This window comes from Mizugakiibacter sp., assembly GCF_039680435.1.
Classification (GTDB): domain Bacteria; phylum Pseudomonadota; class Gammaproteobacteria; order Xanthomonadales; family Rhodanobacteraceae; genus Mizugakiibacter.
The window spans coordinates 1-20,165 of the sequence record NZ_JBDKSX010000115.1; the positions used below are offsets into that span (position 1 = coordinate 1).

Sequence of the window (20,165 nt, forward strand, 5' to 3'; positions counted from 1 at the left end):
GCACGATGCATCGGCACGGCCCTGCAGGAACGAGGCGCCAGTATAGCGAGCCGGCGCGCGCGCTCAGCGATGGATCATGTGCGCGTCGCCGGGCCCGGGCGCGGCGGGCCTGGGCGCGGCCTCGGCCGGTTTCGGCGGCGGCTGCGCGTGCGCCGGGCCGGCGATCGCGCCCACCGTCACGATGCCCTTCCACTGCGCGTCGCGCGCGGCGAAATACTGCTTTGGATCCCAACGCGACGGCGCCCAGAAATCGCCACCGCAGCCGGCGCGCGGCACCTGCACGCCGGCGACCTCGACGGTCGCGCCGCCGCAGTTCTGCTGGGCGGACGCGTGCAGGACGCCGCTGTCGAAGCCGGTGCGCGAACCGGTCATCTGCAACAGCGCAAGGCGCAGTTGCGTGACCATGCGCGGCTTGGCGACGGTGTCGCCGTAGGTTTCGCAGAGGCGGTACGCGGCGTCCTTGGCCTGGCCGCGCTGCGTCGGCGTCAGCTCCGACCACAGGCGGTCGCGGGTGGCGAGGAACTGCGGGTAGCCGCGTTCCGCGGAAACCGCGATCCAGGCGTAGGCGGCGACCGGATCCTTGTCCACGCCCTGGCCGTTCAGGTACATCAGGCCGAGGCTGAGCTGCGAGAGCTTGTCGGCGTAGTAGGCGCCGAGCCGGAAGTACTGCAGCGCGCCCGCGTAATCGTGCGCGGCGAAGTGGCGCACGCCGGCGAACTGGCCGAACTGGTCGGGATGGCCCCAGGTCGAGGCCTCGTTCATCGCGCGCAGCAGGCGGTGCATGGAGGCGTCGAGTGCGGGATCCCCGGCGCGGCCGGCGGCGGCCGCGGTCAGCGCGAGGGCGAAGGCGGCGGCGAGCAGGCGTTTCACGGGTGGCTCCTTGCGCGGCGGGGACGCCGGAATCATTCCGGCAGCCGTCTGGTACAGCTTCGGGGCGGTGCGGTGCAAGTGCGGCCGGGCATGCCGCCGCGCCGCGCGCCTTCAGCGCAGCGACTTGGCGTACAGCAGCGCGTCGGCGCCGTCCTCGTAGAAACCCTGGCGGTGGCCGTGTCGCCGGTAGCCGTGGCGTTCGTACAGGCGTTGCGCGGCGGCGTTGGCGGCGCGTACTTCCAGGCGCAGGGCATGGCAGCGGCGCCCGCGCGCGATGCGCTCGGCGGCGCCGAGCAGCGCCGCGCCGACGCCGCGCCCGCGCGCTTCCGGCGCGGTGGCGAGCGAGTACAGCCGCGCCACGCGCGCGTTGCTGCGGAAGAACAGCAGGGCCGAACCGAACAGGTGCCCCGTCGCCGTCGCCACCAGCACGACGGCGCTGCTGCTGTCGAGGTGGCGGCGGTACTGCGCGCGGCTGACGAGGTCGCTGTCGAACACCCGCTCTTCCAGCGCGACCAAGGCGTCGAGGTCGCCCGGAACGGCACGGCGGATGCGCGGAACGGGGGGAGGTGGAGGGGCTGGGTCGGGCGGCACAGCGCGGCAGGGTAGTGGCCGCCCAGGCTGACTGCAAGCCGTACGGTGCGCGCCGTCCCGCTTGTGCGCCCTGCCGGCTGTGCCAAACTTGGCGCCGTCGCGGCATGCAGACGCCCCCGAGCGCCGCCGGTCGACCCATCACCACGAGGTGCCATGACCCGGCTCGTCATCGTCGTCGAGAAAGCCTCCGACTGGGGCTCCTACTACCCGTCCGACAACGTCGTCACCGCCATGGACTACCTGCGCGAGCCCATCGGCGGCGACGAGCGCACGCACGTCATCAACCTGTGCCGCAGCTACAAGTACCTCGGCACCGGCTACTACGTGTCGCTGCTGGGCGAGGCGCGCGGGCATCGCGTGATTCCCTCGGTGCGCACGATCAACGATCTGCGCAAGCGCGCGCTGTACGGCCTCGACGTCGAGGACCTCAACCAGAACCTGGCCAACTTCCTGCCCGCCGGCGGGCGCGACACCACCGACCTCGGCATCCTCGTCTACTTCGGTGAAACCTCGTACCCGGCGCTGAAGGACCTGGCGCACCAGGTGTTCGAGCTGTTCCCGTGCCCGCTGCTGCGCATCGAGTTCGAGCGCGAGCGCGTGTGGCGGATCAGCGCGATCAAGCCGATCGGCCTGCACACGCTGGACGACCCGCAGGAGGACGCGTTCGCGCAATCGCTCGACGCATTCTCCAAGAAGCTGTGGCGCAAGCCGCGCGCGCGCCGCCAGTACCGCTACGACATCGCCATGCTGGTGGACGGCGACGAGGCGATGCCGCCCTCCGACAAGCGCGCGCTGAAGTCGTTCATCGCCGCCGGCAAGGAGATCGGCATCGAGGTCGACCCGATCGGCAAGAACGACTATGCGCGGCTGGCCGAGTACGACGGCCTGTTCATCCGCGAAACCACCGCGCTGGACCACCACACCTACCGCTTCGCGCACAAGGCGGAGAAGGAAGGCATGGTGGTGATCGACGACCCCACCTCGATCCTGCGCTGCACCAACAAGATCTTCCTGCACGACCTGCTGCGCTCGAAGAAGCTGGCCGTGCCGCGCACCGAGATCCTGTACAAGGACGACCCGAAGCAGCTGCGCGACCTGCCCGAACGGCTCGGCCTGCCGATCGTGCTGAAGATCCCGGACGGCTCGTTCTCGCGCGGCGTGGTCAAGGTGGAGAACGCCGAGGCGCTGGAGAAGGCCGCGGCCGAGCTGTTCCAGAGCACCTCGCTGGTGATCGCGCAGGAATTCCTCTACACCGAGTACGACTGGCGCGTCGGCGTGCTCAACCACGAGCCGCTGTACGCCTGCCAGTACTTCATGTCGCGCGGCCACTGGCAGATCTACAACCACGGCGCCAAGGGCGCCGCGAAGTCCGGCGGCTTCAAGACGCTGCCGGTGCGCGAGGCGCCCGCGGAGGTGATCAAGCTGGCGCTGCGCGCCACGCAGCCGATCGGCGACGGCCTGTACGGCGTCGACATCAAGCAGACCGGCGACCGCACGGTGGTGATCGAGGTGAACGACAACCCTTCGATCGACGCCGGCGTCGAGGACGCCTACCTCGGCGAGGACCTGTACCGGCGCATCATGGAGGAGTTCCTGCGCCGCATGCAGCGCAAGCGCCTCGGCGTGGCCTGACCCTCAGCGGCCGAACACGACGCGGCGCCGGCGCGGCATGGCGGCGCGCAGCAGCGCCAGCGGCAGGCGCGGTTCCAGCGCGGCCAGCAGCGCCAGCGGCGCGCCGACCAGCCAGAACGCCGCGCTCCAGCCGAGCAGGCGGTCGTGCAGCGGCAGCGGCGTCAGCAGCAGCGCGGCCAGCCCGGCGCCGAGCCAGGCCAGCGCGGCGAGCGCGCGGCGGCGGGTGAAGGAAGCCTCGGGAACGGAACGGATCGTGCGCATGGGGAACCTCCTGTGAGGCGACCTTCGCGCGCGTGCATCTCAGCGGCTGCGACGTGCGCGCCGCGGCGCCGCATCGCCGCGCCTCGGGTACCATGGGGCGTGCCCGGCGCGCGGGGGAAACGCGGCGCCGGCGGAGGTTTCACGCGACGTCCGCAGGGAGACGCCCATGAACGACGCAGTGCCGCGCTACGCGGTGTTCGGCCACCCGGTCGCGCATTCCCTGTCGCCGGAGATCCACGCCGCGTTCGGCCGCCAGACCGGCCGCGAGCTGATCTACACCGCGATCGACGCGCCGCCGGCGCGCTTCGCCGCGATCGTGCGCGACTACTTCGCCGGCGGCGGGCGCGGCGCCAACGTGACCCTGCCCGACAAGCGCCTCGCCTACGAGATCGCCGACGCGCGCAGCGAAGCCGCGGAGCGCGCCGGCGTCGCCAACGTGCTGACCGCGCTGCCGGACGGCCGCATCGAGGCCGACAACAACGACGGCGCCGGCCTGGTGCGCGACCTCGCCGAGCGCCACCGCGTCGACCTGCGCGGCCACGACGCGTTGCTGCTCGGCGCCGGCGGCGCGGCGCACGGCGTCGCCGGCGCGCTGCTGGACGCGGGCGTGCGCAGCCTGACCATCGTCAACCGCACCGCGGCCTCGGCGGACGCGCTGGCCGATCGCCTCGGCGATCCGGCGCGCGTGCACACGCGCTACTGGGAAGACCTCGGCGCCATCGGCAGCTTCGACCTGATCGTCGACGGCACCTCGGCCGGCGTGCTCGGCGCGACCCTGGAGTTGCCGTTCTCGATCGCCGCCAACCGCGCGCTGTGCTACGGCCTTGCCTACGGCGCCGCGGCCGCGGGCTTCCTGGCCTGGGCACGCGCCGCCGGCGCGCGCTACGCGTTCGACGGCCTGGGCATGCTGGTCGAGACCGCCGCCGACACGTTCGAGCGCTGGCACGGCGTGCGCCCGGACACCGAGCCGGTCTACCAGGCGCTGCGCGCGCGTGTCGAGTGAGCCGACGGCCGCGCTCGCCTGCCGCCGCGGCTGCGGCGCCTGCTGCATCGCGCCCTCGGTCAGCTCGCCGATCCCCGGCATGCCGCACGGCAAGCCGGCCGGCGTGCGCTGCGTGCAACTGACCGCGGATGACCGCTGCGCGCTGTTCGGCCGGCCCGAGCGCCCCGCCGTGTGCGCCAGCCTGCGCCCGGAGCCGGCGATGTGCGGCGCGAGCCGTGCGCATGCGCTCGCCTGGCTGGCGGCGCTGGAACGCGCCACGGCGCCGCGCTGAACCGGCTCAGCCGCCCGCGAGGCGCTCCAGCCGCAGCGCCAGCAGGCGTTTCACCGCGGGCCATTCGGCGGCGGTGATGCTGTAGACCACGGTGTCGCGCACGCTGCCGTCGCGGCGCTTCTGGTGCGCGCGCAGCACGCCGTCGCGGCGCGCGCCGAGCTTCTCGATCGCGCGCTGCGAGGCCTGGTTGTAGAAATCCGTGCGCAGCTCGACCGCGGTGCAGCCGATGTGCTCGAACGCGTGTTCCAGCAGCAGCGCCTTGCACGCGGTGTTGAGGTGCGTGCGCTGCCAGCGCGCGGCGTACCAGGTGTAGCCGATCTCCAGCCGCGGCAGGCCGGCGTCGATGTTGCAGTAGCGCGTCGTGCCGACCACCGCGCCGCTGCCGCGCTCGCGGACCGCGAACGGCAGCATGCGGCCCTCGGCACGGCCCGCCAGCGCCGCGTCGATGTAGCCGGCCGCCTCGCCCGGCGCCGGCACCGAGGCGAACCAAAGCTTCCACAGCTCGCCGTCGCGTGCGGCCGCCTCCAGCGCGGGCGCATGCGCGGCGGCGAGCGGCTCGAGGACGACGTGGGCGTTTTCGAGGGTGACGGCGGGCAGCGGCGTGTTCATCGGGGCGGTGGGCCTCGCGCAGGATCTGCGGCGGGAGCTGTCGCGGCCGATGCGCGCAGGGGGGCGCGCTCAGGCGTCGAGGTCGGGGATCAGCTTGCTTTCGAGGTAGGCGATCATGTCCTTCAGCTTCAGCTTGCGCTTCTTCAGGCGCGTCAACTGCAGCTCGTCGCGTATCGCGTCGGTGGCCAGTCGCGTGATTGCCGCATCGAGGTCGCGGTGCTCGATGCGCAGTTCGGTCAGGCGGCGGGCGATGACGGCTGGATCCTCGTTGTGCATGCGGCACCCCGGCGACAGGCCGCCAGTGTAGCGCCGCGTCGCGGCGGATGAGCGGCGCGCGGCGGCGCCCCGTACAATAGCCGCTCACGTCGAGCCGCTCCCGACCATGTCCGTCGCTCCCGAATGCAAGCACGCCCGCGAGGCCGCCGCCAGGCCGGCCATGCGCCTGCGCCGCCAGGGCGGCCGTGCGATCGCCGACGACGCGACGATCGGAGACGCCGGCAGCGGTTCGTGCGCGCTGCCGGACGCGTCGCCGCGGGCGCGGGCGCCGCTGCGCTTCGGCCGGGCCGCGCCCCGACGCGGCCGGAAGCCGCCGGATTTTCCCGCGCACGCACGGCCCGACCGTCTGCGCGTTGCGCCAGCGGCCAAGGCCGCGGGCTGACTCTCCCCACCCTTTCCCCACGACCGGGCGTCGCACGCCCGGTCCCGATACGAGCGTGCCGATGTTCTTCCGCAACCTGACCCTGTTCCGCTTCTCCGCCAAGGTCGCCGCCGGCCTGGACGGCCTCGACGCCGCCCTCGACGGCCACCGCCTGCGCCCCTGCGGCCCGATCGAGCTGGCCACCCGCGGTTTCGTCTCGCCGCTGGGCCGGCGCGAGGAGCCGCTGACCCACAGCGTCGGCCGCTGCACCCTGATCAGCATAGGCGCCGAGGAGAAATTGCTGCCCGTTGCCGTCGTGAACGAAGAACTTGCGCGACGTATCCAGAAAATTGTCGAAGAAGAAGGGCGCCGTATCGGCGGCCGCGAGCGCAAGCGCCTCAAGCAGGAGGTGCTGGACGAGCTGCTGCCCCGCGCCTTCGTCCGCCCCTCGCAGCTAAGTGCCTATCTGGACAAGGAAAACGGATGGCTGGTGCTGGATACGGCCAGCCGCAAGGCGGCCGAGGCCGGGCTGACCGCGCTGCGCGAGGCGTTGGGCAGCTTCCCGGCGGTGCCGCTCGCCCCCGAGGAAACCCCGCGCGCCCTGATGACCGACTGGCTGGCGCATGGCAAGCTACCGGCGGGCCTCAGGCTGGGCGACGAATGCGAGCTGCGGGATCCCGCCACCGCGACCGGCGCCGTGGTGCGCTGCCGGCGGCAGGATCTTGAATCCGACGAGGTGCGGGAGCATCTCAAGGGCGGCAAGCAGGTCTTCCAGCTCGGCCTCGAATACGACGGACGCGTCAGCTTCGTGCTCGGCGAGGATCTCGTCCTGCGCAAGCTGCGTTTCCTCGACGGCGTGCTGGACGAGCTGGAAGCGGACGATCGCGACTCGGCGCAGGCGGAACTGGATGCACGCTTCGCGCTGATGACGCTGGAGTTCGATCGCCTGCTGGCGCAGTTGTCCGCATGGTTTGGTTTGCCTCGACCCGGCGACGACGCGTAGGCGCGGCGCGCGGGCCGCGGCGGAGACGCACGATGGCCCGCGCAGGCGACGAAATCCTCGAACTGTCCACGCCCACCGGCGGCACCATCAAGGTGGTGAAGGGCTCGCATCCGCGCGCGCGCCGGCTGCGCCTGACCGTGACTCCGGGCGGTGCGCGCCTGACCTATCCCGAAGGCACGCATCCGGCGCAGGTGTTCGCCTTCCTGCGCCGCCACGCCGACTGGCTGGAGCGCAAGCTCGACGAGCTGCACCTCAAGCACCGCGGCCCGCCGCCGCTGCGCGCCGGCGCGACCACGCTGATGCCGCTGCGCGGCGAGAGCGTGCAGTTGAGCTGGCACGACGGCCCGTATCCGCGCATCGAACACCGCGAGGACGAACTGCGCCTGATCCTGCCGCGCCCGCACAGCCGCGCGCTGCCGGCTGCGCGCAACCTGCTCGCCGCCTTCCTCGAAACGCAGATGCGCCGCGACCTGTCGCGCTGGCTGGCCGCCTACGTGCCCGAACTCGACGCCGCGCCCACCGCGCTGCGCATCAAGCGCCTGAAGAGCCTGTGGGGCAGCCTCGACGCGCGCGACCGCGTCACCCTCGATCTCGCGCTGGCGCTGGCGCCGCCGCCGGCGCTGCGCTACGTGCTGGTGCACGAGCTCTGCCACCTCAAGGTGCGCAGCCACTCGTCGCGCTTCTGGGGCTGGGTGGAGCGGCTGTATCCCGACTACCAGGCGCAGCGCGACTGGCTGCGCGGACACGGCGCGGCGCTGAAGGCCGAGCTGCAGCGGCTGACCGAGGGCGGCGTCGAGGCGTAACCGTCGAGGCACGCGCGTGTGCGCGGCGCGCCCGCATGAGCTTCCGATCCCGCGCGGCGCAAGGTGGGCTGAAGCCCGCCGTTGTCGTTTGGCGCGGTGCGGCCGTGGTGGGCTGAAGCCCACCCTACCCGCTACGTTTCCGCGCGTGCCGTAGCGTGCGCTCCGCGCTCGATGCGCACTACGGCGTTTGCGAGAAGGCCCCCGCGGGCAGCAGCAGGAAGCGCGTCAGCGCATCCGCGGTTTCGCGCGGCTGCTCCAGCATCGGCATGTGGCCGCAGCCCATCAGCAGCGTGGCGTCGATGCGCGGCGCGGCGGTCAGGCCGGCGCGCAGCGCGGTCATCGCCGAGACGTCGATCACGCGGTCGTGCGCGCACCACAGCACCAGCGCCGGCGCGGCAATCTTCGGCAGCGCCGGCAGCAGCGCGCGCGCCGCCTCCGGCGTGCGCAGCGAGGCCAGCACGCGTTGCAGGAAGCCGTGGTCGCCGGCGCCGTTGGCGGCGACGAACACGTCCTCGATGCGGCCGGGGATCGACGGCGGCTTGACGAACACCAGCGCCAGCAGGCGCTCGAAGCCGGCGCGGTCGCTGTAGGCGAACGGATCGTGCCCCGCCTGCACGGCGCGCGCGAAGTCGTTCTCCTTGAACGGCACGCCGGCGCTGTCGAGGAAGGCCACCGCGGCGAGTTCGCCCGGATGCGCCGCCGCGTACAAGCCGGCGATCGCGCCGCCCATCGAATGCCCGACCAGCGCGAAGCGCGGCAGGCGCAGCGCCTGCGCGAACGCTTCCAGCCGCGCGGCCTGCGCGGCGTAGCCGTAGTCGCCCTGCGGATCGCGCGAGGACTCGCCCCAGCCGGGCAGGTCGGGGACGATCACGCGGAAGTTGCGCGTGAGGAACTTCGCCGCCGGCAGCCAGTTTTCCTTGCTGCCGCTGAAGCCGTGCAGCAGCACCAGCGGCGGGCCGTTGCCGCCTTCGTAGTAGCTCCAGCGCGTGTCGCCGGCGACGACGCTTTTCTTCTCGACGTGCGCCACCGTCGCCTGCTGCATGTAGACCGCACGCAGCAGCAGTTGCGGCGCGACCAGGTACGCGCCGGCGAGCGTCAGCGCGACCAGGCCGAGCAGCACGCCCAGCACGGCCAGCCGGCGCAGCAGCATGCGACGCAGCGGCGCCGGCGACGCGCTCATCGCCTCACTCCTTCCCCGCGCCCGCACGCGCCCTGGCGAACACGCGCTCGACCGCGTCCTGCGTGATCGGGTGGTAGCCGGGCTTCGCCTTGGCGTACACCTGTACGGCGAAGGCGAGGCCTTCCGGCGTCTTCGCGAACGCCTTGTACAGCGGCAGCGTCAGGTAGATGCGGCCGATGCGCGTCATGTGCTCGGCGGCGGCCGGCCAGGCGACGCGATCGCCGCCGGCGATGGCGTGCACATACCAGCGCATGCCGATCTCGGCGTTGGGCGTGCCGGTGAGGTGCCAGGCGGCGTCCAGCGCCTTGAGCTTGTCCAGCGCCACCGCGTCCGGCAGGCCGTCGAGGAAGTACATCCACTCCTGCGTGTTCCAGCTTTTCGCGTCGAGCCTGTCCGCGGCCAGTGTGCCGGCGAGGAAATCCGCGCGCTCGGCGTCGATGCGGGCGAAGCGCGCGGAGGCCGGCAGCGGCGCGTCCTTCGGAATGCCGGGTTGGTACACCCACGCCTCGATCTCGTCCCAGCGCATCCTGCCGGGATGCTTGTCGACCAGGTTCGCCTTGAGATACGCGAGCATCTGCCCGGTGTCGATGCTGCGGAAGGCGAAGTGATCGAAGTAGCCGCGCAGGTAGGCGTCGAAAACGTCGCGGCCGTAGCGCTGCTCCAGCGTCTTCAGGAACCACGCGCCCTTGGTGTAGGCGACGTCGGACAGCGCGTCCTCGGCGCCGAGATCGCGCGGCTCCGGCGTCAGCCGCTGCATGTTCTCCGGCATCCCGCCGATCTCGCCCTGCAACTCGTGCGCGGCGAGCAGGAACTCCTCGTCCGCCTGCGCCTTGCCGTACACCGCCTCGACGATGCGGTTCTCGACGTAGCTGGTGAAGCCCTCGTTCAGCCAGATGTGCCGCCACGCCGCGCTGGTGACCAGGTTGCCCGACCACGAGTGCGCCAGCTCGTGCGCGACCAGCGCGGTCAGGCTCTTGTCGCCGACCAGCACGGTCGGCGTGGCGAAGGTCATGTTCGGGTTTTCCATGCCACCGAACGGGAACGAGGCCGGCAGCACCAGGATGTCGTAGCGACCCCAGCGATAGGGGCCGTAAAGCTTCTCCGTGGCTGCGATCATCGGCTCGGTGTCCTCGAACTCGCGCGCGGCCTTGTCGGCCACGGACGGTTCGGCGTATACCGCGCTGCGCGGCCCGGTCTCGCGCACGGCGATGTCGCCGACCGCGATCGCCAGCAGGTAGGACGGGATCGGATGCGGCTGGTCGAAGCGGAAGTCGCCGTCCAGCGGGTGCTTCGCGTCGTTCAGCGCGCTCATCACCACGCGCAGGTCCTTCGGCGCGGCGACGCGCGCCGTGTAGGTGAAGCGCACCGCCGGCGTGTCCTGCAGCGGCACCCACGAGCGCGCGTGGATCGCCTCCGATTGCGAGAACATGAAGGGGCGCCGCTTGTCGGTGGTCTGCGCCGGCGCCAGCCACTGCAGGCCCGAAGCCTGCGGCGCGGTGGCGTAGTAGATGCGCACCTTCGACGGATGCTTCGGCGCGGCGACGGTCAGCTTGCTGCCAAGTTCCTTGTCCGCCGGCGCCAGCGCGAACGACAGCGCGGCGCCCGCCTTGCCGTCCGCCTGCACGGCGACGATGCGGCGGATGGCGAGGTCGCGGCTGTCCAGCACCAGGTCGTGCGCGGCCTTGTCCTTCCAGTCCAGCGTCAGCGTGACGTTGCCGTTCAGCTCGCGGCGGTCGAAGTCCGTCCGCAGGTCCAGGTCGACGTGGGTGACCCGCACCCGCGCGGGCTCGGCGTAGGAATGCGGATCGGCGGACGCGCTTGCGGCCAGCGGCGCCAGCAGCAGCGCGGCGCAGGCCGCGAGGAAGAACGGTCGGTACATGTGGGACTCCGGCGTGGAACGCGCCGGAGTATGCCATCGCCGGCGCCGCGGCCGCGGGTGCCGGAGGACGTGTGCATGCCGGCCGGCCCCGCGCACGGGGCCGGCCGTAAGGTCAGTGCGCGCTGGCGCTGTCGTAGAACTTCGCCAGGTCGCCCTTCAGCTGCTTCAGCGCGTCCACGTTGAGGTAGATCATGTGGCCGGAGGGGTAGTAGCCGAAGCTGAGGTTCTGGCGCAGCGAGGGATCGAGCTGCATGTGGCCGAGGTCGTACTCGGTGGCGAAGAACGGCGTGGCGAGGTCGAAGTAGCCGTTCGCCGAGAACACCTTGAGATGCGGGTTCTCGCGCATCGCGCGGGCGAGGTCGCCGGCGGTGTAGGCCATCAGCAGCGGACGCTGCTGGCCGGGCAGCTTGTGGTGCCAGTCCCAGGCGCGAATGATCTTGTAGTAGGTCGGGCGGTAGTCGAGGTCGCTGGCGTAGCCGAGGTCGCGCGCCAGGTAGTCGTGGAAGGCGGCGACGAAAGCGCCGGCGATGCCGGTGTCGGAGGCGTCGTAGTCGGGGTGCTCGCCGGCGGCGTCGAGGTCGATGCCCTCGAAGCGCGCGTCGTAGCGGCCGAGCGTGCGACGCTGGTCGCGCAGCAGCTCCTTGCGGAAGCGCGCGGGGTCCACGCGCAAATCGGCTTCTTCCAGATACTGCACCGACAGGCCGGTGTAGCGGCTCAACTTCTGCGCGACCGCGTCCTCCTCCGCCTTCGGCAGGTCCTGGCCGCGCGCCAGCGCAGCGGCGTACTCGCCACGCGCGAACGTGCGCACGTCGTCGAGGAACGGGCCGAGCTCGGCCGGCTTGTTCGCCAGCTTGTCGTGGTACCAGGCGATCGCCGCATAGCTCGGCAGATAGCCGATGAAGACCTGATCGAGACCCGGGAAGCGCGAGCCGTAGTTGAGGATCGAGGACACCAGCACGACGCCGTTGATCGCCATGCCGCGCTGCTGCAGCGTGTTGACCAGGCCGGCCGAGCGCGTGGTGCCGTAGGACTCGCCGAACAGGAACTTCGGCGAGTTCCAGCGCTTGTTCATGTCGACGTAGCGGATGATCGCCTTGGCGAAGGCGTCGAGATCCTGGTCGACGCCCCAGAAATCGTTGTCTTCGGCCTTGCCGACCGGCCGCGAGAAGCCGGTGCCGACCGCGTCGATGAACACGAGGTCGGTCTTGTCGAGCAGGCTGTAGCGGTTCGGCACCAGCGCGTACGGCGCCGGCGCGGTGGCATCCGGGCTGGCGGTGGTGATGCGCATCGGCCCGACCGAGCCCATGTGCAGCCACACGCTGGAGGAGCCGGGGCCGCCGTTGTAGAGGAAGGTCACCGGGCGCTTGCCCGCGTCCTTGCCGCCGTCGGCGGTGTAGGCCACGTAGAACACGCTGGCGATCGGCTTGGCGTCGTCGTCGCGGATCAGCAGCGTGCCGGCGGTGGCGGTATAGGCGATGCGCTTGCCGTCGACCTCGACGCTGTGCTGGGTGCGCACCGCGTGTTCTTCGGGGATCGGCTTCGCTTCGCTCTTTTCGGCGGCGGGCTTGTCCGCGCCGGCCGGCTTGTCGGCGGCGTGGGCCGGCGGGCCGAAGGCGATCAGGGTGGCCAGCAGCAGGGTGGCGAGGACGTGATTCCGCATCGGGCGACTCCGGTCGGGAAGGGAGGGCTGGGCGCGCGGTCTTCGAGTATGCGCACACGTTTCCACTTGTGCGCATGACGAAAGGCATGCCTGCCGGCGGCGGCACAAAAATGACGGCCCGCGGCGGTCGGCCGCGGGCCCGGCATTCCTTCGGCGGCGTGCCGGTCAGCGCGCCGCGTCGTCGTAGAACTTCGCCAGGTCGCCCTTCAGCCGTTTCAGCGAGTCGAGGTCGAAGTAGATCATGTGGCCCGACGGATAGAAGCCGAACACCAGGTTCTTGCGCAGCGCGGCGTCGAGCTGCATGTGGCCGAGGTCGTACTCGGTGGCGTAGAACGGCGTCGCCAGGTCGTAGTAGCCGTTGGCGGAGAACACCTTGAGGTGCGGGTTTTCGCGCATCGCCGCGGCGAGGTCGCCGGCGACGTAGGTCGCGGTCGGGAAGAAGCCGCCGCCGTTCGGCAGCTTGTGCTTCCACTCCCAGTGACGGCCGACGTTCGGATAGTTGGTCGGCAGGTAGCGCTCGTCGCTGGCGTACTTCAGCTCGCGCGCGGCGTAGTCGTTGAAGGCGGCGACGAAGGCGTTGGCGACCGCGGCGTCGGTGGCGTCGTAGTCCGGCGTCTCGCCGGCGGCATCGAAGTCGATGCCCTCGAAACGGCCGTCCAGACGGCCGACCGTGCGGCGCTCGCCGCGCATCAGCTCCTTGCGGAAGCGGCTGGGGCTGACGCGCAGGTTGGCCTCCTCGAGGTACTGCACCGACAGGCCGGTGTAGCGGCTGAGCTGCTGCGCCACCGCATCCTCCTCCGACTTCGGCAGGGCATCGCCCTTGGCCAGCGCCTGCGCGTAGGCGCCACTGGCGAAGCCACGCACCTCGGCGAGGAAGGCGTCGAGGTCGGCCGGCTTGTTCGGCACCTTGTCGTGGTACCAGGCGATCGCCGCCAGCGTCGGCAGGTTGACCACGTAGCCGTGGTCGATGCCGGGCGAGAACACGGCGAAGTCGAGGATCGAGGAGACCAGGATCACGCCGTTGAAGGCCATGCCCTGTTCCTGCAGCAGGTTGACCAGCACCGCCGAGCGCGTGGTGCCGTAGGACTCGCCGAGCAGGAACTTAGGCGAGTTCCAGCGCGCGTTCTTGCTGACGTAGCGCTGGATGAAGCGGGCGAACGCCGCGGCGTCCTGGTCGACGCCCCAGAAGTCCTTGCCCTCGGCCTTGCCGGCCAGCCGCGACCAGCCGGTGCCGACCGCGTCGACGAACACCAGGTCGGTCTTGTCGAGCAGGCTGTAGCTGTTCGGCACCAGCGCGTACGGCGCCGGCGCGATCGGCTGGTCGCCGGCGTTCTGCACGCCCATGGGCCCGAATGAGCCCATGTGCAGCCACATCGAGGTGGAGCCCGGGCCGCCGTTGTAGACGAAGGTCAGCGGCCGCCTGCGCGCGTCCTTGGCGCCGTCGGCGGTGTAGGCCACGTAGAACACGCTGGCCTCGGGTTCGTCCTTGTCGTTGCGCAGCACCAGCGTGCCGGCGGTGGCGGTGTAGGCGACGCGCCTGCCGGCGATCTCGACGCTGTGGTGCGTCACCGAGGCCTTCTCCTGCGGCGCCGGTCGGGCGGTTTCCGTCTTGGCTTCGGCCTTGGCGGCATCCTTGGCCGGTTCGTCGGCGAGAGCGGGAAGGCTGAGCGCGAGCAGCGCGGCCAGCGCGAGTGCGGCGGGAAGGGAGCGGCGCATGCGGATGGATCCTCGGCAACGGCGCGCGGAACCCCGTGCCCGCGCGCAAACGCCGGCCAGTATGCCCGGCGCTGCGCCGGGCCAAACGTGACAAAAGGACTACGACGCTCGCAGCGTCAGACGCGATAGCCGCGATGGATGGCGACGATGCCGGCGCTGAGGTTGCGCACCTCGACGCGGGCGAAGCCGGCGCGTTCCATCATCGTCTTGAGCGTGGCCTGGTCGGGGTGCTTGCGGATGGATTCGGCGAGGTAGCGGTAGCTGTCCTCGTCGCGCGCGAACAGGCGGCCGAGGCGCGGCAGCACCTGGAAGGAGTGGAAGTCGTACAGCGGCTGCAGCCAGTCCTGCTGCACCCGCGAGAACTCCAGGATCAGCGCGCGCCCGCCGACCTTCAGCACGCGGTGCATCTCCGCCAGCGCCCGGTCCTTGTCGGTGACGTTGCGCAGGCCGAAGGCGATGGTGACGGCGTCGAAGCTGCCATCGGGAAACGGCAACGCCTCGGCGTTCAACTGCGCAAAGCGCAGGCCTTCCACCAGGCCGCGATCGGTCAGGCGGTCGCGGCCGACGCCGAGCATCGCCGCGTTGATGTCGCCGACCACCACCTCGCCCTGCGCGCCGACCCGCGGCTTCAGCAGCGCGGCGATGTCGCCGGTGCCGCCGGCGAGGTCGAGCACGCGGTCGCCGGGGCGCACGCCGCTGATCGCGGCGAAGTGGCGCTTCCACAGCCGGTGCACGCCGAACGACATCAGGTCGTTCATCAGGTCGTACTTCGCCGCGACCGAGGTGAAGACGCGGCCGACCAGCCTCTGCTTCTCGGCGACCGGCACCTCGCGGTAGCCGAAGTGGGTGGTGGGCTGCTGTTCGCTCATGCGGCGCATCTTACACGTTGTGCCCGGCCGCCCGGCTCAGGCCGCGTGCGCGGCGTTCCACATGGCGCGCGTGATCGGGCGGTTGGTGTGCGGCGACTGCAGCACCACCAGCGTGGTCGTGCCGATGCTGGGATGGATCTTCAGCAGGCGGTCGAGCACGACCTCCAGGTGCGCGACCGACATCGCCACCACGTGCAGCAGCGCGGAATCCTCGCCGGCGAGGCGACGGCAGTCCAGCACTTCGGGAATGCCCGCCACCAGCGTGCCGATGCGCGCGCAGACGCCGCCGTCGCAGCGCACCCGGATCATCGCGTCGATGGCGTAACCGAGCGGCTTCGGATCGACCACCGCGCGGTAGCCGGCGATCACGCCCGCCTCTTCCAGCCGCTTCACGCGCTCGGCCACGGCCGGCGCCGACAGCCGCACCTTGCGGCCGAGTTCGGCGTAGCCGAGGCGCGCGTCCTGCTGCAGCGCCTCCAGGATCTGCCAGTCCTTGGCGTCCAGTTCGACTTTCGATTGCAAGGCCATGTCGGCGATTCCCGGTATATTCGACGGCGGAATGCGCCAACTATACGCAGATTCTGCATTCATGGTCCGGCCGCGCGCGACTACGATGCGCGCCTCCCCGCCGGAATCCGCCTCCCCATGGACAGCTCCGAGCGCCTCGACGGGCGCGCCCTCGCCTGTATCGGCATCGCCCTGCTCACCTGGTCGTCGGCGTATGCCGCAATCGCCTACGCGCTGGCCTCGTTCAGCCCGGGCGAGGTGGCGTTCGCGCGCCTGGCGATCGGCGCACTGTGCTTCGCCGCGCTGCTCGCGATCAAGCGCGTGCCGCTGCCGGCGTGGCGCGACTGGCCGCAGCTGGTGGCGCTGGGCGTGATCGGCCTGACCGTGTATCACCTGTGCCTCAACTACGCGGAGACGCGCATCGCCAGCGGCACGGCGGCGATCCTGATCGCGCTGATTCCGGCGGCGACCACCGCGCTGTCGGCGCTGTGGCTGCGCGAGCGCCTGTCCGCGCGCGCGCTGGCCGGTCTCGTCGTGGCGCTGGCCGGCGTGGTCGTGGTCGTGCTGGCCGGCGGCAAGGAAGTGAAGTTCGAGCCGATGGCGGCGCTGGTGCTGGTCTGCGTGCTGGTCACGGCGGTCTACTTCGTCTGGCAGAAGCCGCTGTTCGCGCGCAGCGGCACCCTTGCCGTCACCGCCGCCACCTTCATCGCCGGCGCGCTCGGCGCGCTGCCGTTCGGCCTGCACTTGCCGCGCGCACTGGCGGTGGCGCCGGCTTCGCACGTTGCCGCGTTGCTGTGGCTGGGCATCGCGCCGACCTTCGTCGGCTACCTCACCTGGAACGTCGCGCTGCGGCGCGCGCCCGCCTCGCAGGTGGCGAGCTTCCTCTACCTGTCGCCGCCGATCGCGCTGCTGATCGGCTGGCTGTGGCTGGGCGAACGCCCGACCGCGCTGGTCCTGGTTGGCGGCGCGATCACCGTGGCCGGCGTGGCGCTGGCAAATGCGCGGCGGCGCACGCCGGCCGCGCGGACGCCGATGCGGGCCGAAGCGCTGGAGCGGAGCTGAACGCATGGACCGCATCGATCTGCAGCGGACGGCCGTGGCGCTGCCGCAGGCCTGGCAATCGCGCGTGCTGGCGCGCATCGGCTCCGCCAACGTCAAGGTGCTGCGCATGGACGGCAGCGCCTATCCGGCGGAGACGCACGCCTACGCCGAAGGCCTGCTGGTGCTGGACGGCGAACTGCGCCTGGAGGTCGAGGGCGCGCCCGTCACGGTACGCGCCGGCGAGCTCTACACCGTGCCGGCCGGCGTGCCGCACGCGGTCGCGCCCGGCAGCACGGGCGTGCTGGTGATACTCGACTGTTGAGGTCGTTCAGCCGCCGCCGTCCTTGGCGGGGAAGGTCTGCACGCCCTGCCCGGCCGGCGTCGCGTCCGGCGTCCGCGTCGGCGCGGCCGCCCCCGGCTGCGGCGAGGCCGCGCCGCAGGCGTAGGCCTCCCAGCTCTGCTCGCCGTTGCTGGGCTCGCCCAGCGGCCGGATCGTGTCGGCGCCCATCTTGGCGGCCTCGTTGCGCGCCATCACCTCGAGTTCGTCGCGCACCTTGACGTCCTTGCGGTCGACCGGGCCGAGCCGGCTCAGCACCGAGACGGTGACTTTGCCGAGGTCGCGGCACTGGCCGACGTTGCCGTTCCAGGCGGTGCGCACGCGCTGCCCGGCGGGATCGAGCTTGATGCCCCAGGTGCAGGCGCCGAGCAGGGCGGCGGCGGTGGTGACGGCGAGTAGGTGCAGCGACGGTTTCATCGGGTTCTCCAGGAAGAAAGGCCGGGTGACGGACCACCCGGCCATGCTAAACGTTTCCGGCTGAATCGACGCGCGTGCGGTTCCTCGCCGCCTCCCCCGGCGCGCGGAGGCGGCGGCGTTTAGCGCAGCACCTTGCCGGACGCGTCGATCACGTGCACCTCGCCGAGCTTCAGCGCGCGGATCGGCTGCTCGATCTTCGACAGGTCGCCGACGATCACCCAGGTCAGCGCGCCCGGCTTGACGACCTCCCTGGCCGCCGCCTCGATTGCGCTGTCGGCCTGCGCCTCGATGCGGTCCTTCAGCGTCTGCACGTAGTCGTCCGGGCGGTCGTACAGCTCGATGGCGGTCAGCGCGCTCAGCACCGCGCCGCCGGTCTCGTACTCGCCGGGCAGCGCGCGCACGTCGTTGAACTTGACCTTCGAGATCTCCTCGTCGGTCAGCGGCTTCGCGCCGATCACCGCCTGCGCTTCCTTGAGGATCTCGGCCGCCGAGTCGGCGGTGCGGTCGGTCTGCACCGGCGCGTACATCATGAACGGCCGCTGCCCGATCGCGTTCGGCAGGAAGCTGCCGGCGCCGTAGGCCCAGTGCTTGTCCTCGCGCAGGTTCATGTTCAGGCGCGAGGTGAAGGTGCCGCCGAACGCGCCGTTCATGGTCTGGATCTCGAGGTAGTTCGGCGCCTTGGTCGAGGGCGCGACCACGCCGGCCAGGATCAGCGATTGCTGCGAACCCGGGCGATCCATCAGGTACACGCGCGGCGCGGCTGGCGCGTCCACGTGGGCGAGCCGCTTCTTCGGCACCGCCGTGCGCGCCGTCGGCCAGTCGCCGAACGCGGCGTCGAGCCGCGGGACGATCTCCGCCAGCGTGGTGTCGCCGACCACCAGCAGCTTCATGTTGTCCGGGCGGACGAAGTCGCGCACGTACGCGCGCATGTCGTCCGCGGTCAGCGACTTGATCGAATCCTCGGTGCCGGTGCCGGTGAACGGGATCGCGTAGGGGTGGCCCTTGCCGTACAGCAGCGGCGGCAGGGTGCGCAGTGCGAGCCCGGTCGGCTGGGACTTCTCCTGCGCGATCGTCGCCAGCCACTGCCCGCGGATGCGCGCGATGTCGGCGTCGCGGAAGGCCGGGTTGCGCACGATGTCGGCGTACAGCGCCAGCGATGGGCCGAGTTCCGACTTCAGCGCGTTGAGGCTGACGGTGGAGGAGTCGAGGCCGGAGCCGGCGTTGATGATCGCGCCGAGGCGCTCCTCGCGCTTGGCGATCTCCACCGAATCGAGGGCCTTGGTGCCCTCGTCCAGCATCGCCATGGTGAACGAGGCGGTGCCGAGCTTGCGGCCCTGGTCGGCGGCGTAGCCGGCGTCGAACAGCGCCTGCACGTGCACCACCGGCACGGCGTGGCGCTCGGCCAGCACCACCTCGACGCCGTTCTTCAGCTTGCCGCGCTGCAGCGCCGGGAAGGTGAGGTCGGGGAACTGGCGCACCTGCGGCACGCCGCCGCTGCGGTCGACCCCGCTCTTGCCGGCCTGGTAGCCGTCCACCTTCGACAGCTTCGGCTCGGGCTTGCCGGCCGCGGCGGGCAGGCCGCCCTCGCTGGCCATGTCCTTCGCCTCGACCTTGCCGGGCGAGACGGTCAGCGTGTAGTCGCCGCGCGCGATCCATTTCCGCGCCGCGGCGCGCACCGTGTCGGACGTGGCCGCCATGGTGCGCTCGTAGTCCTTCTTCCAGGCGTCCGGATCGCCGAGATAGACCTGGCCCTCGGCCAGCGTCACCGCCTTGCCGCTGAAGCCGCCGACCTTTTCCAGGCTGCGCACCACCGAGGCGTGCGCGGAGGCCTTGGCGCGCGCCAGCTCGTCGGCGGTCGGGCCGTGCTCGAGGAACTTCTGCCACTCCTCGGCGATGGCCGCCTCGACCTTCTGCGGATCGACGCCCTTCTTCACGTCGGCCTGCAGCATGAACATGCTGGCCAGTTCGAAGTGCATCGGCGACACCGAGACGTCGTCGGCGAGCTTGTCCTTGTAGACCAGGCGCTGGTAGAGCCGCGAGGTCTTGCCGCCGCCGAGCACGGCCGCGGCGAGGTCGAGCTGCGAGAGGTCGTCGCTGCCGAGCGCCGGCACGTTCCACTCGCGGTAGATGCGCACCTGGGCGACGTTGTCGCTCATCGCGCCGCGCGTGGACTGCGTGCGCGCCGCGACCCAGCCTTGCGGGCGCGGCACCGCCGGGCCGGGGCCGATGTCGCCGAAATACTCCTGCAGTTTCTCCTTCGCGGTGGCGACGTCGATGTCGCCGGCCAGCACCACGGTGGTGTTGGCCGCGCCGTAGTAGTCCTTGAACCACTGCTTGACGTCGTCGAGCGACGCGGCGTTCAGGTCCGCCATCGAGCCGATGGTGTCGTGGTGATAGGGGTGGTTGGCCGGGAACGCGTTGGCCTGGATGTCCTCGAACACGCGCCCGTAGGGCTGGTTCTCGTCCTGGCGCTTCTCGTTCTGCACCACGCCGCGCTGCTCGTCCAGCTCCTTCTGGCCGATCGCGCCGAGTAGGTGGCCCATGCGGTCGGACTCCATCCACAGCGCCATGTCCAGCGCGGTGGTCGGCACCGTCTCGAAGTAGTTGGTGCGGTCGAGCCAGGTGGTGCCGTTCATGTCGGTGGCGCCGACCAGCTCGAACGGACGGAAAAACTCGTCCTTGTGATGCTCCGAGCCCTGGAACATCAGGTGTTCGAACAGGTGCGCGAAGCCGGTCTTGGCGGCCGGCTCGTAGGCCGAGCCGACGTGGTACCACACGCTGACCGCGACGATCGGCGCCATGTGGTCCTCGTGCACGATAGCGGTGAGCCCGTTCGGCAACTGGAAGCGGGTGTAGTGGATGTCCGGCACGACGCTACC

21 protein-coding genes are annotated in these 20,165 nt (G+C 71.3%); 8 read left to right on the top strand and 13 right to left on the bottom strand.

What is annotated here, in order from left to right; translation table 11 throughout:
* Positions 1–63: 63 nt before the first annotated feature.
* Positions 64–870 carry a sel1 repeat family protein gene (locus ABFC67_RS12470; RefSeq protein WP_346738355.1) on the bottom strand — a complete coding sequence of 269 codons (807 nt, stop codon included), beginning with the start codon at positions 868–870 and terminating at the stop codon, positions 64–66.
* A 111-nt stretch (positions 871–981) separates the two neighbouring features.
* Positions 982–1,365, bottom strand: a complete 384-nt coding sequence (locus ABFC67_RS12475; protein ID WP_346738356.1) for a GNAT family N-acetyltransferase — start codon at positions 1,363–1,365, stop codon at positions 982–984.
* Between the two features lie 249 nt (positions 1,366–1,614).
* On the opposite strand from ABFC67_RS12475, the gene ABFC67_RS12480 reads away from it, so the two are divergent.
* Complete coding sequence (locus ABFC67_RS12480; RefSeq protein ID WP_346738357.1) at positions 1,615–3,093, top strand: RimK family protein; 1,479 nt, start codon at positions 1,615–1,617, stop codon at positions 3,091–3,093.
* 3 nt (positions 3,094–3,096) lie between these two features.
* On the opposite strand, the gene ABFC67_RS12485 is transcribed toward ABFC67_RS12480, so the two are convergent.
* Positions 3,097–3,354, bottom strand: coding sequence for a hypothetical protein (locus tag ABFC67_RS12485; RefSeq protein WP_346738358.1), 258 nt, complete (start codon positions 3,352–3,354; stop codon positions 3,097–3,099).
* Positions 3,355–3,520: 166 nt separating this feature from the next.
* Here ABFC67_RS12485 and aroE point away from each other — a divergent pair, with 166 nt between their 5' ends.
* Together aroE and ABFC67_RS12495 are read left to right on the top strand one after the other, a co-directional pair.
* Positions 3,521–4,357, top strand: coding sequence for a shikimate dehydrogenase (gene aroE, locus ABFC67_RS12490; protein WP_346738359.1), 837 nt, complete (start codon positions 3,521–3,523; stop codon positions 4,355–4,357).
* Positions 4,347–4,628, top strand: a complete 282-nt coding sequence (locus tag ABFC67_RS12495) for a YkgJ family cysteine cluster protein (RefSeq protein WP_346738360.1) — start codon at positions 4,347–4,349, stop codon at positions 4,626–4,628. The genes aroE and ABFC67_RS12495 overlap by 11 nt, the downstream gene beginning before the upstream one ends.
* Before the next feature lie 6 nt (positions 4,629–4,634).
* On the opposite strand, the gene ABFC67_RS12500 is transcribed toward ABFC67_RS12495, so the two are convergent.
* Complete coding sequence (locus ABFC67_RS12500; protein WP_346738361.1) at positions 4,635–5,237, bottom strand: GNAT family protein; 603 nt, start codon at positions 5,235–5,237, stop codon at positions 4,635–4,637.
* 69 nt (positions 5,238–5,306) lie between these two features.
* Complete coding sequence (locus ABFC67_RS12505) at positions 5,307–5,513, bottom strand: DUF465 domain-containing protein (RefSeq protein WP_346738362.1); 207 nt, start codon at positions 5,511–5,513, stop codon at positions 5,307–5,309.
* Between the two features lie 160 nt (positions 5,514–5,673).
* Between ABFC67_RS12505 and ABFC67_RS12510 the strand changes: the two genes are divergently transcribed.
* From ABFC67_RS12510 to ABFC67_RS12520, 3 genes are all read left to right on the top strand, one after another.
* Positions 5,674–5,895, top strand: a complete 222-nt coding sequence (locus ABFC67_RS12510) for a hypothetical protein (protein ID WP_346738363.1) — start codon at positions 5,674–5,676, stop codon at positions 5,893–5,895.
* Between the two features lie 61 nt (positions 5,896–5,956).
* Positions 5,957–6,877: a recombination-associated protein RdgC gene (locus ABFC67_RS12515; RefSeq protein WP_346738364.1), complete on the top strand. Its 921-nt coding sequence runs from the start codon at positions 5,957–5,959 to the stop codon at positions 6,875–6,877.
* Between the two features lie 32 nt (positions 6,878–6,909).
* On the top strand, positions 6,910–7,680 hold the full coding sequence (locus ABFC67_RS12520) for a SprT family zinc-dependent metalloprotease (RefSeq protein ID WP_346738365.1): 771 nt from the start codon (positions 6,910–6,912) through the stop codon (positions 7,678–7,680).
* 178 nt (positions 7,681–7,858) lie between these two features.
* On the opposite strand, the gene ABFC67_RS12525 is transcribed toward ABFC67_RS12520, so the two are convergent.
* The 6 genes from ABFC67_RS12525 to ABFC67_RS12550 all read right to left on the bottom strand — a co-directional run bounded on the left by ABFC67_RS12525 (position 7,859) and on the right by ABFC67_RS12550 (position 15,506).
* Positions 7,859–8,860, bottom strand: coding sequence for an alpha/beta fold hydrolase (locus ABFC67_RS12525; protein ID WP_346738366.1), 1,002 nt, complete (start codon positions 8,858–8,860; stop codon positions 7,859–7,861).
* Positions 8,861–8,864: 4 nt separating this feature from the next.
* Entirely contained in the window at positions 8,865–10,739 is a 1,875-nt protein-coding gene (locus ABFC67_RS12530) for a M1 family metallopeptidase (RefSeq protein ID WP_346738367.1), read from the bottom strand.
* 112 nt (positions 10,740–10,851) lie between these two features.
* Positions 10,852–12,399 (bottom strand): peptidase S10, encoded by a 1,548-nt coding sequence (locus ABFC67_RS12535; RefSeq protein ID WP_346738368.1) that lies wholly within the window; start codon positions 12,397–12,399, stop codon positions 10,852–10,854.
* Positions 12,400–12,564: 165 nt separating this feature from the next.
* Positions 12,565–14,115 carry a peptidase S10 gene (locus ABFC67_RS12540; protein WP_346738369.1) on the bottom strand — a complete coding sequence of 517 codons (1,551 nt, stop codon included), beginning with the start codon at positions 14,113–14,115 and terminating at the stop codon, positions 12,565–12,567.
* A gap of 116 nt (positions 14,116–14,231) precedes the next feature.
* Positions 14,232–14,984 (bottom strand): bifunctional demethylmenaquinone methyltransferase/2-methoxy-6-polyprenyl-1,4-benzoquinol methylase UbiE, encoded by a 753-nt coding sequence (ubiE, locus tag ABFC67_RS12545; RefSeq protein ID WP_346738370.1) that lies wholly within the window; start codon positions 14,982–14,984, stop codon positions 14,232–14,234.
* Between the two features lie 36 nt (positions 14,985–15,020).
* Positions 15,021–15,506 carry an Lrp/AsnC family transcriptional regulator gene (locus tag ABFC67_RS12550; protein WP_346738374.1) on the bottom strand — a complete coding sequence of 162 codons (486 nt, stop codon included), beginning with the start codon at positions 15,504–15,506 and terminating at the stop codon, positions 15,021–15,023.
* A 123-nt stretch (positions 15,507–15,629) separates the two neighbouring features.
* Between ABFC67_RS12550 and ABFC67_RS12555 the strand changes: the two genes are divergently transcribed.
* A complete protein-coding gene (locus tag ABFC67_RS12555; RefSeq protein ID WP_346738371.1) occupies positions 15,630–16,553 on the top strand; it encodes a DMT family transporter in 924 nt (307 codons plus the stop codon).
* A gap of 4 nt (positions 16,554–16,557) precedes the next feature.
* Complete coding sequence (locus tag ABFC67_RS12560; RefSeq protein WP_346738372.1) at positions 16,558–16,854, top strand: cupin domain-containing protein; 297 nt, start codon at positions 16,558–16,560, stop codon at positions 16,852–16,854.
* 6 nt (positions 16,855–16,860) lie between these two features.
* On the opposite strand, the gene ABFC67_RS12565 is transcribed toward ABFC67_RS12560, so the two are convergent.
* Both ABFC67_RS12565 and ABFC67_RS12570 read right to left on the bottom strand, forming a co-directional pair.
* Complete coding sequence (locus ABFC67_RS12565) at positions 16,861–17,286, bottom strand: DUF4156 domain-containing protein (RefSeq protein ID WP_346738375.1); 426 nt, start codon at positions 17,284–17,286, stop codon at positions 16,861–16,863.
* A 119-nt stretch (positions 17,287–17,405) separates the two neighbouring features.
* Positions 17,406–20,165 (bottom strand): pitrilysin family protein (locus tag ABFC67_RS12570; RefSeq protein ID WP_346738373.1); only part of this gene is annotated, 2,760 nt, incomplete at its 5' end.

What these genes read in the sequence shown, in the direction of transcription:
- ABFC67_RS12480 (WP_346738357.1), top strand. Translation starts at nt 1,615, where the DNA reads ATGACCCGGCTCGTCATCGTCGTCGAGAAAGCCTCCGACTGGGGCTCC.
- ABFC67_RS12485 (WP_346738358.1), bottom strand. Translation starts at nt 3,354, where the DNA reads ATGCGCACGATCCGTTCCGTTCCCGAGGCTTCCTTCACCCGCCGCCGC.
- aroE (WP_346738359.1), top strand. Translation starts at nt 3,521, where the DNA reads ATGAACGACGCAGTGCCGCGCTACGCGGTGTTCGGCCACCCGGTCGCG.
- ABFC67_RS12500 (WP_346738361.1), bottom strand. Translation starts at nt 5,237, where the DNA reads ATGAACACGCCGCTGCCCGCCGTCACCCTCGAAAACGCCCACGTCGTC.
- ABFC67_RS12505 (WP_346738362.1), bottom strand. Translation starts at nt 5,513, where the DNA reads ATGCACAACGAGGATCCAGCCGTCATCGCCCGCCGCCTGACCGAACTG.
- ABFC67_RS12510 (WP_346738363.1), top strand. Translation starts at nt 5,674, where the DNA reads ATGCGCCTGCGCCGCCAGGGCGGCCGTGCGATCGCCGACGACGCGACG.
- ABFC67_RS12515 (WP_346738364.1), top strand. Translation starts at nt 5,957, where the DNA reads ATGTTCTTCCGCAACCTGACCCTGTTCCGCTTCTCCGCCAAGGTCGCC.
- ABFC67_RS12520 (WP_346738365.1), top strand. Translation starts at nt 6,910, where the DNA reads ATGGCCCGCGCAGGCGACGAAATCCTCGAACTGTCCACGCCCACCGGC.
- ABFC67_RS12525 (WP_346738366.1), bottom strand. Translation starts at nt 8,860, where the DNA reads ATGAGCGCGTCGCCGGCGCCGCTGCGTCGCATGCTGCTGCGCCGGCTG.
- ABFC67_RS12530 (WP_346738367.1), bottom strand. Translation starts at nt 10,739, where the DNA reads ATGTACCGACCGTTCTTCCTCGCGGCCTGCGCCGCGCTGCTGCTGGCG.
- ABFC67_RS12535 (WP_346738368.1), bottom strand. Translation starts at nt 12,399, where the DNA reads ATGCGGAATCACGTCCTCGCCACCCTGCTGCTGGCCACCCTGATCGCC.
- ABFC67_RS12540 (WP_346738369.1), bottom strand. Translation starts at nt 14,115, where the DNA reads ATGCGCCGCTCCCTTCCCGCCGCACTCGCGCTGGCCGCGCTGCTCGCG.
- ubiE (WP_346738370.1), bottom strand. Translation starts at nt 14,984, where the DNA reads ATGAGCGAACAGCAGCCCACCACCCACTTCGGCTACCGCGAGGTGCCG.
- ABFC67_RS12555 (WP_346738371.1), top strand. Translation starts at nt 15,630, where the DNA reads ATGGACAGCTCCGAGCGCCTCGACGGGCGCGCCCTCGCCTGTATCGGC.
- ABFC67_RS12560 (WP_346738372.1), top strand. Translation starts at nt 16,558, where the DNA reads ATGGACCGCATCGATCTGCAGCGGACGGCCGTGGCGCTGCCGCAGGCC.
- ABFC67_RS12565 (WP_346738375.1), bottom strand. Translation starts at nt 17,286, where the DNA reads ATGAAACCGTCGCTGCACCTACTCGCCGTCACCACCGCCGCCGCCCTG.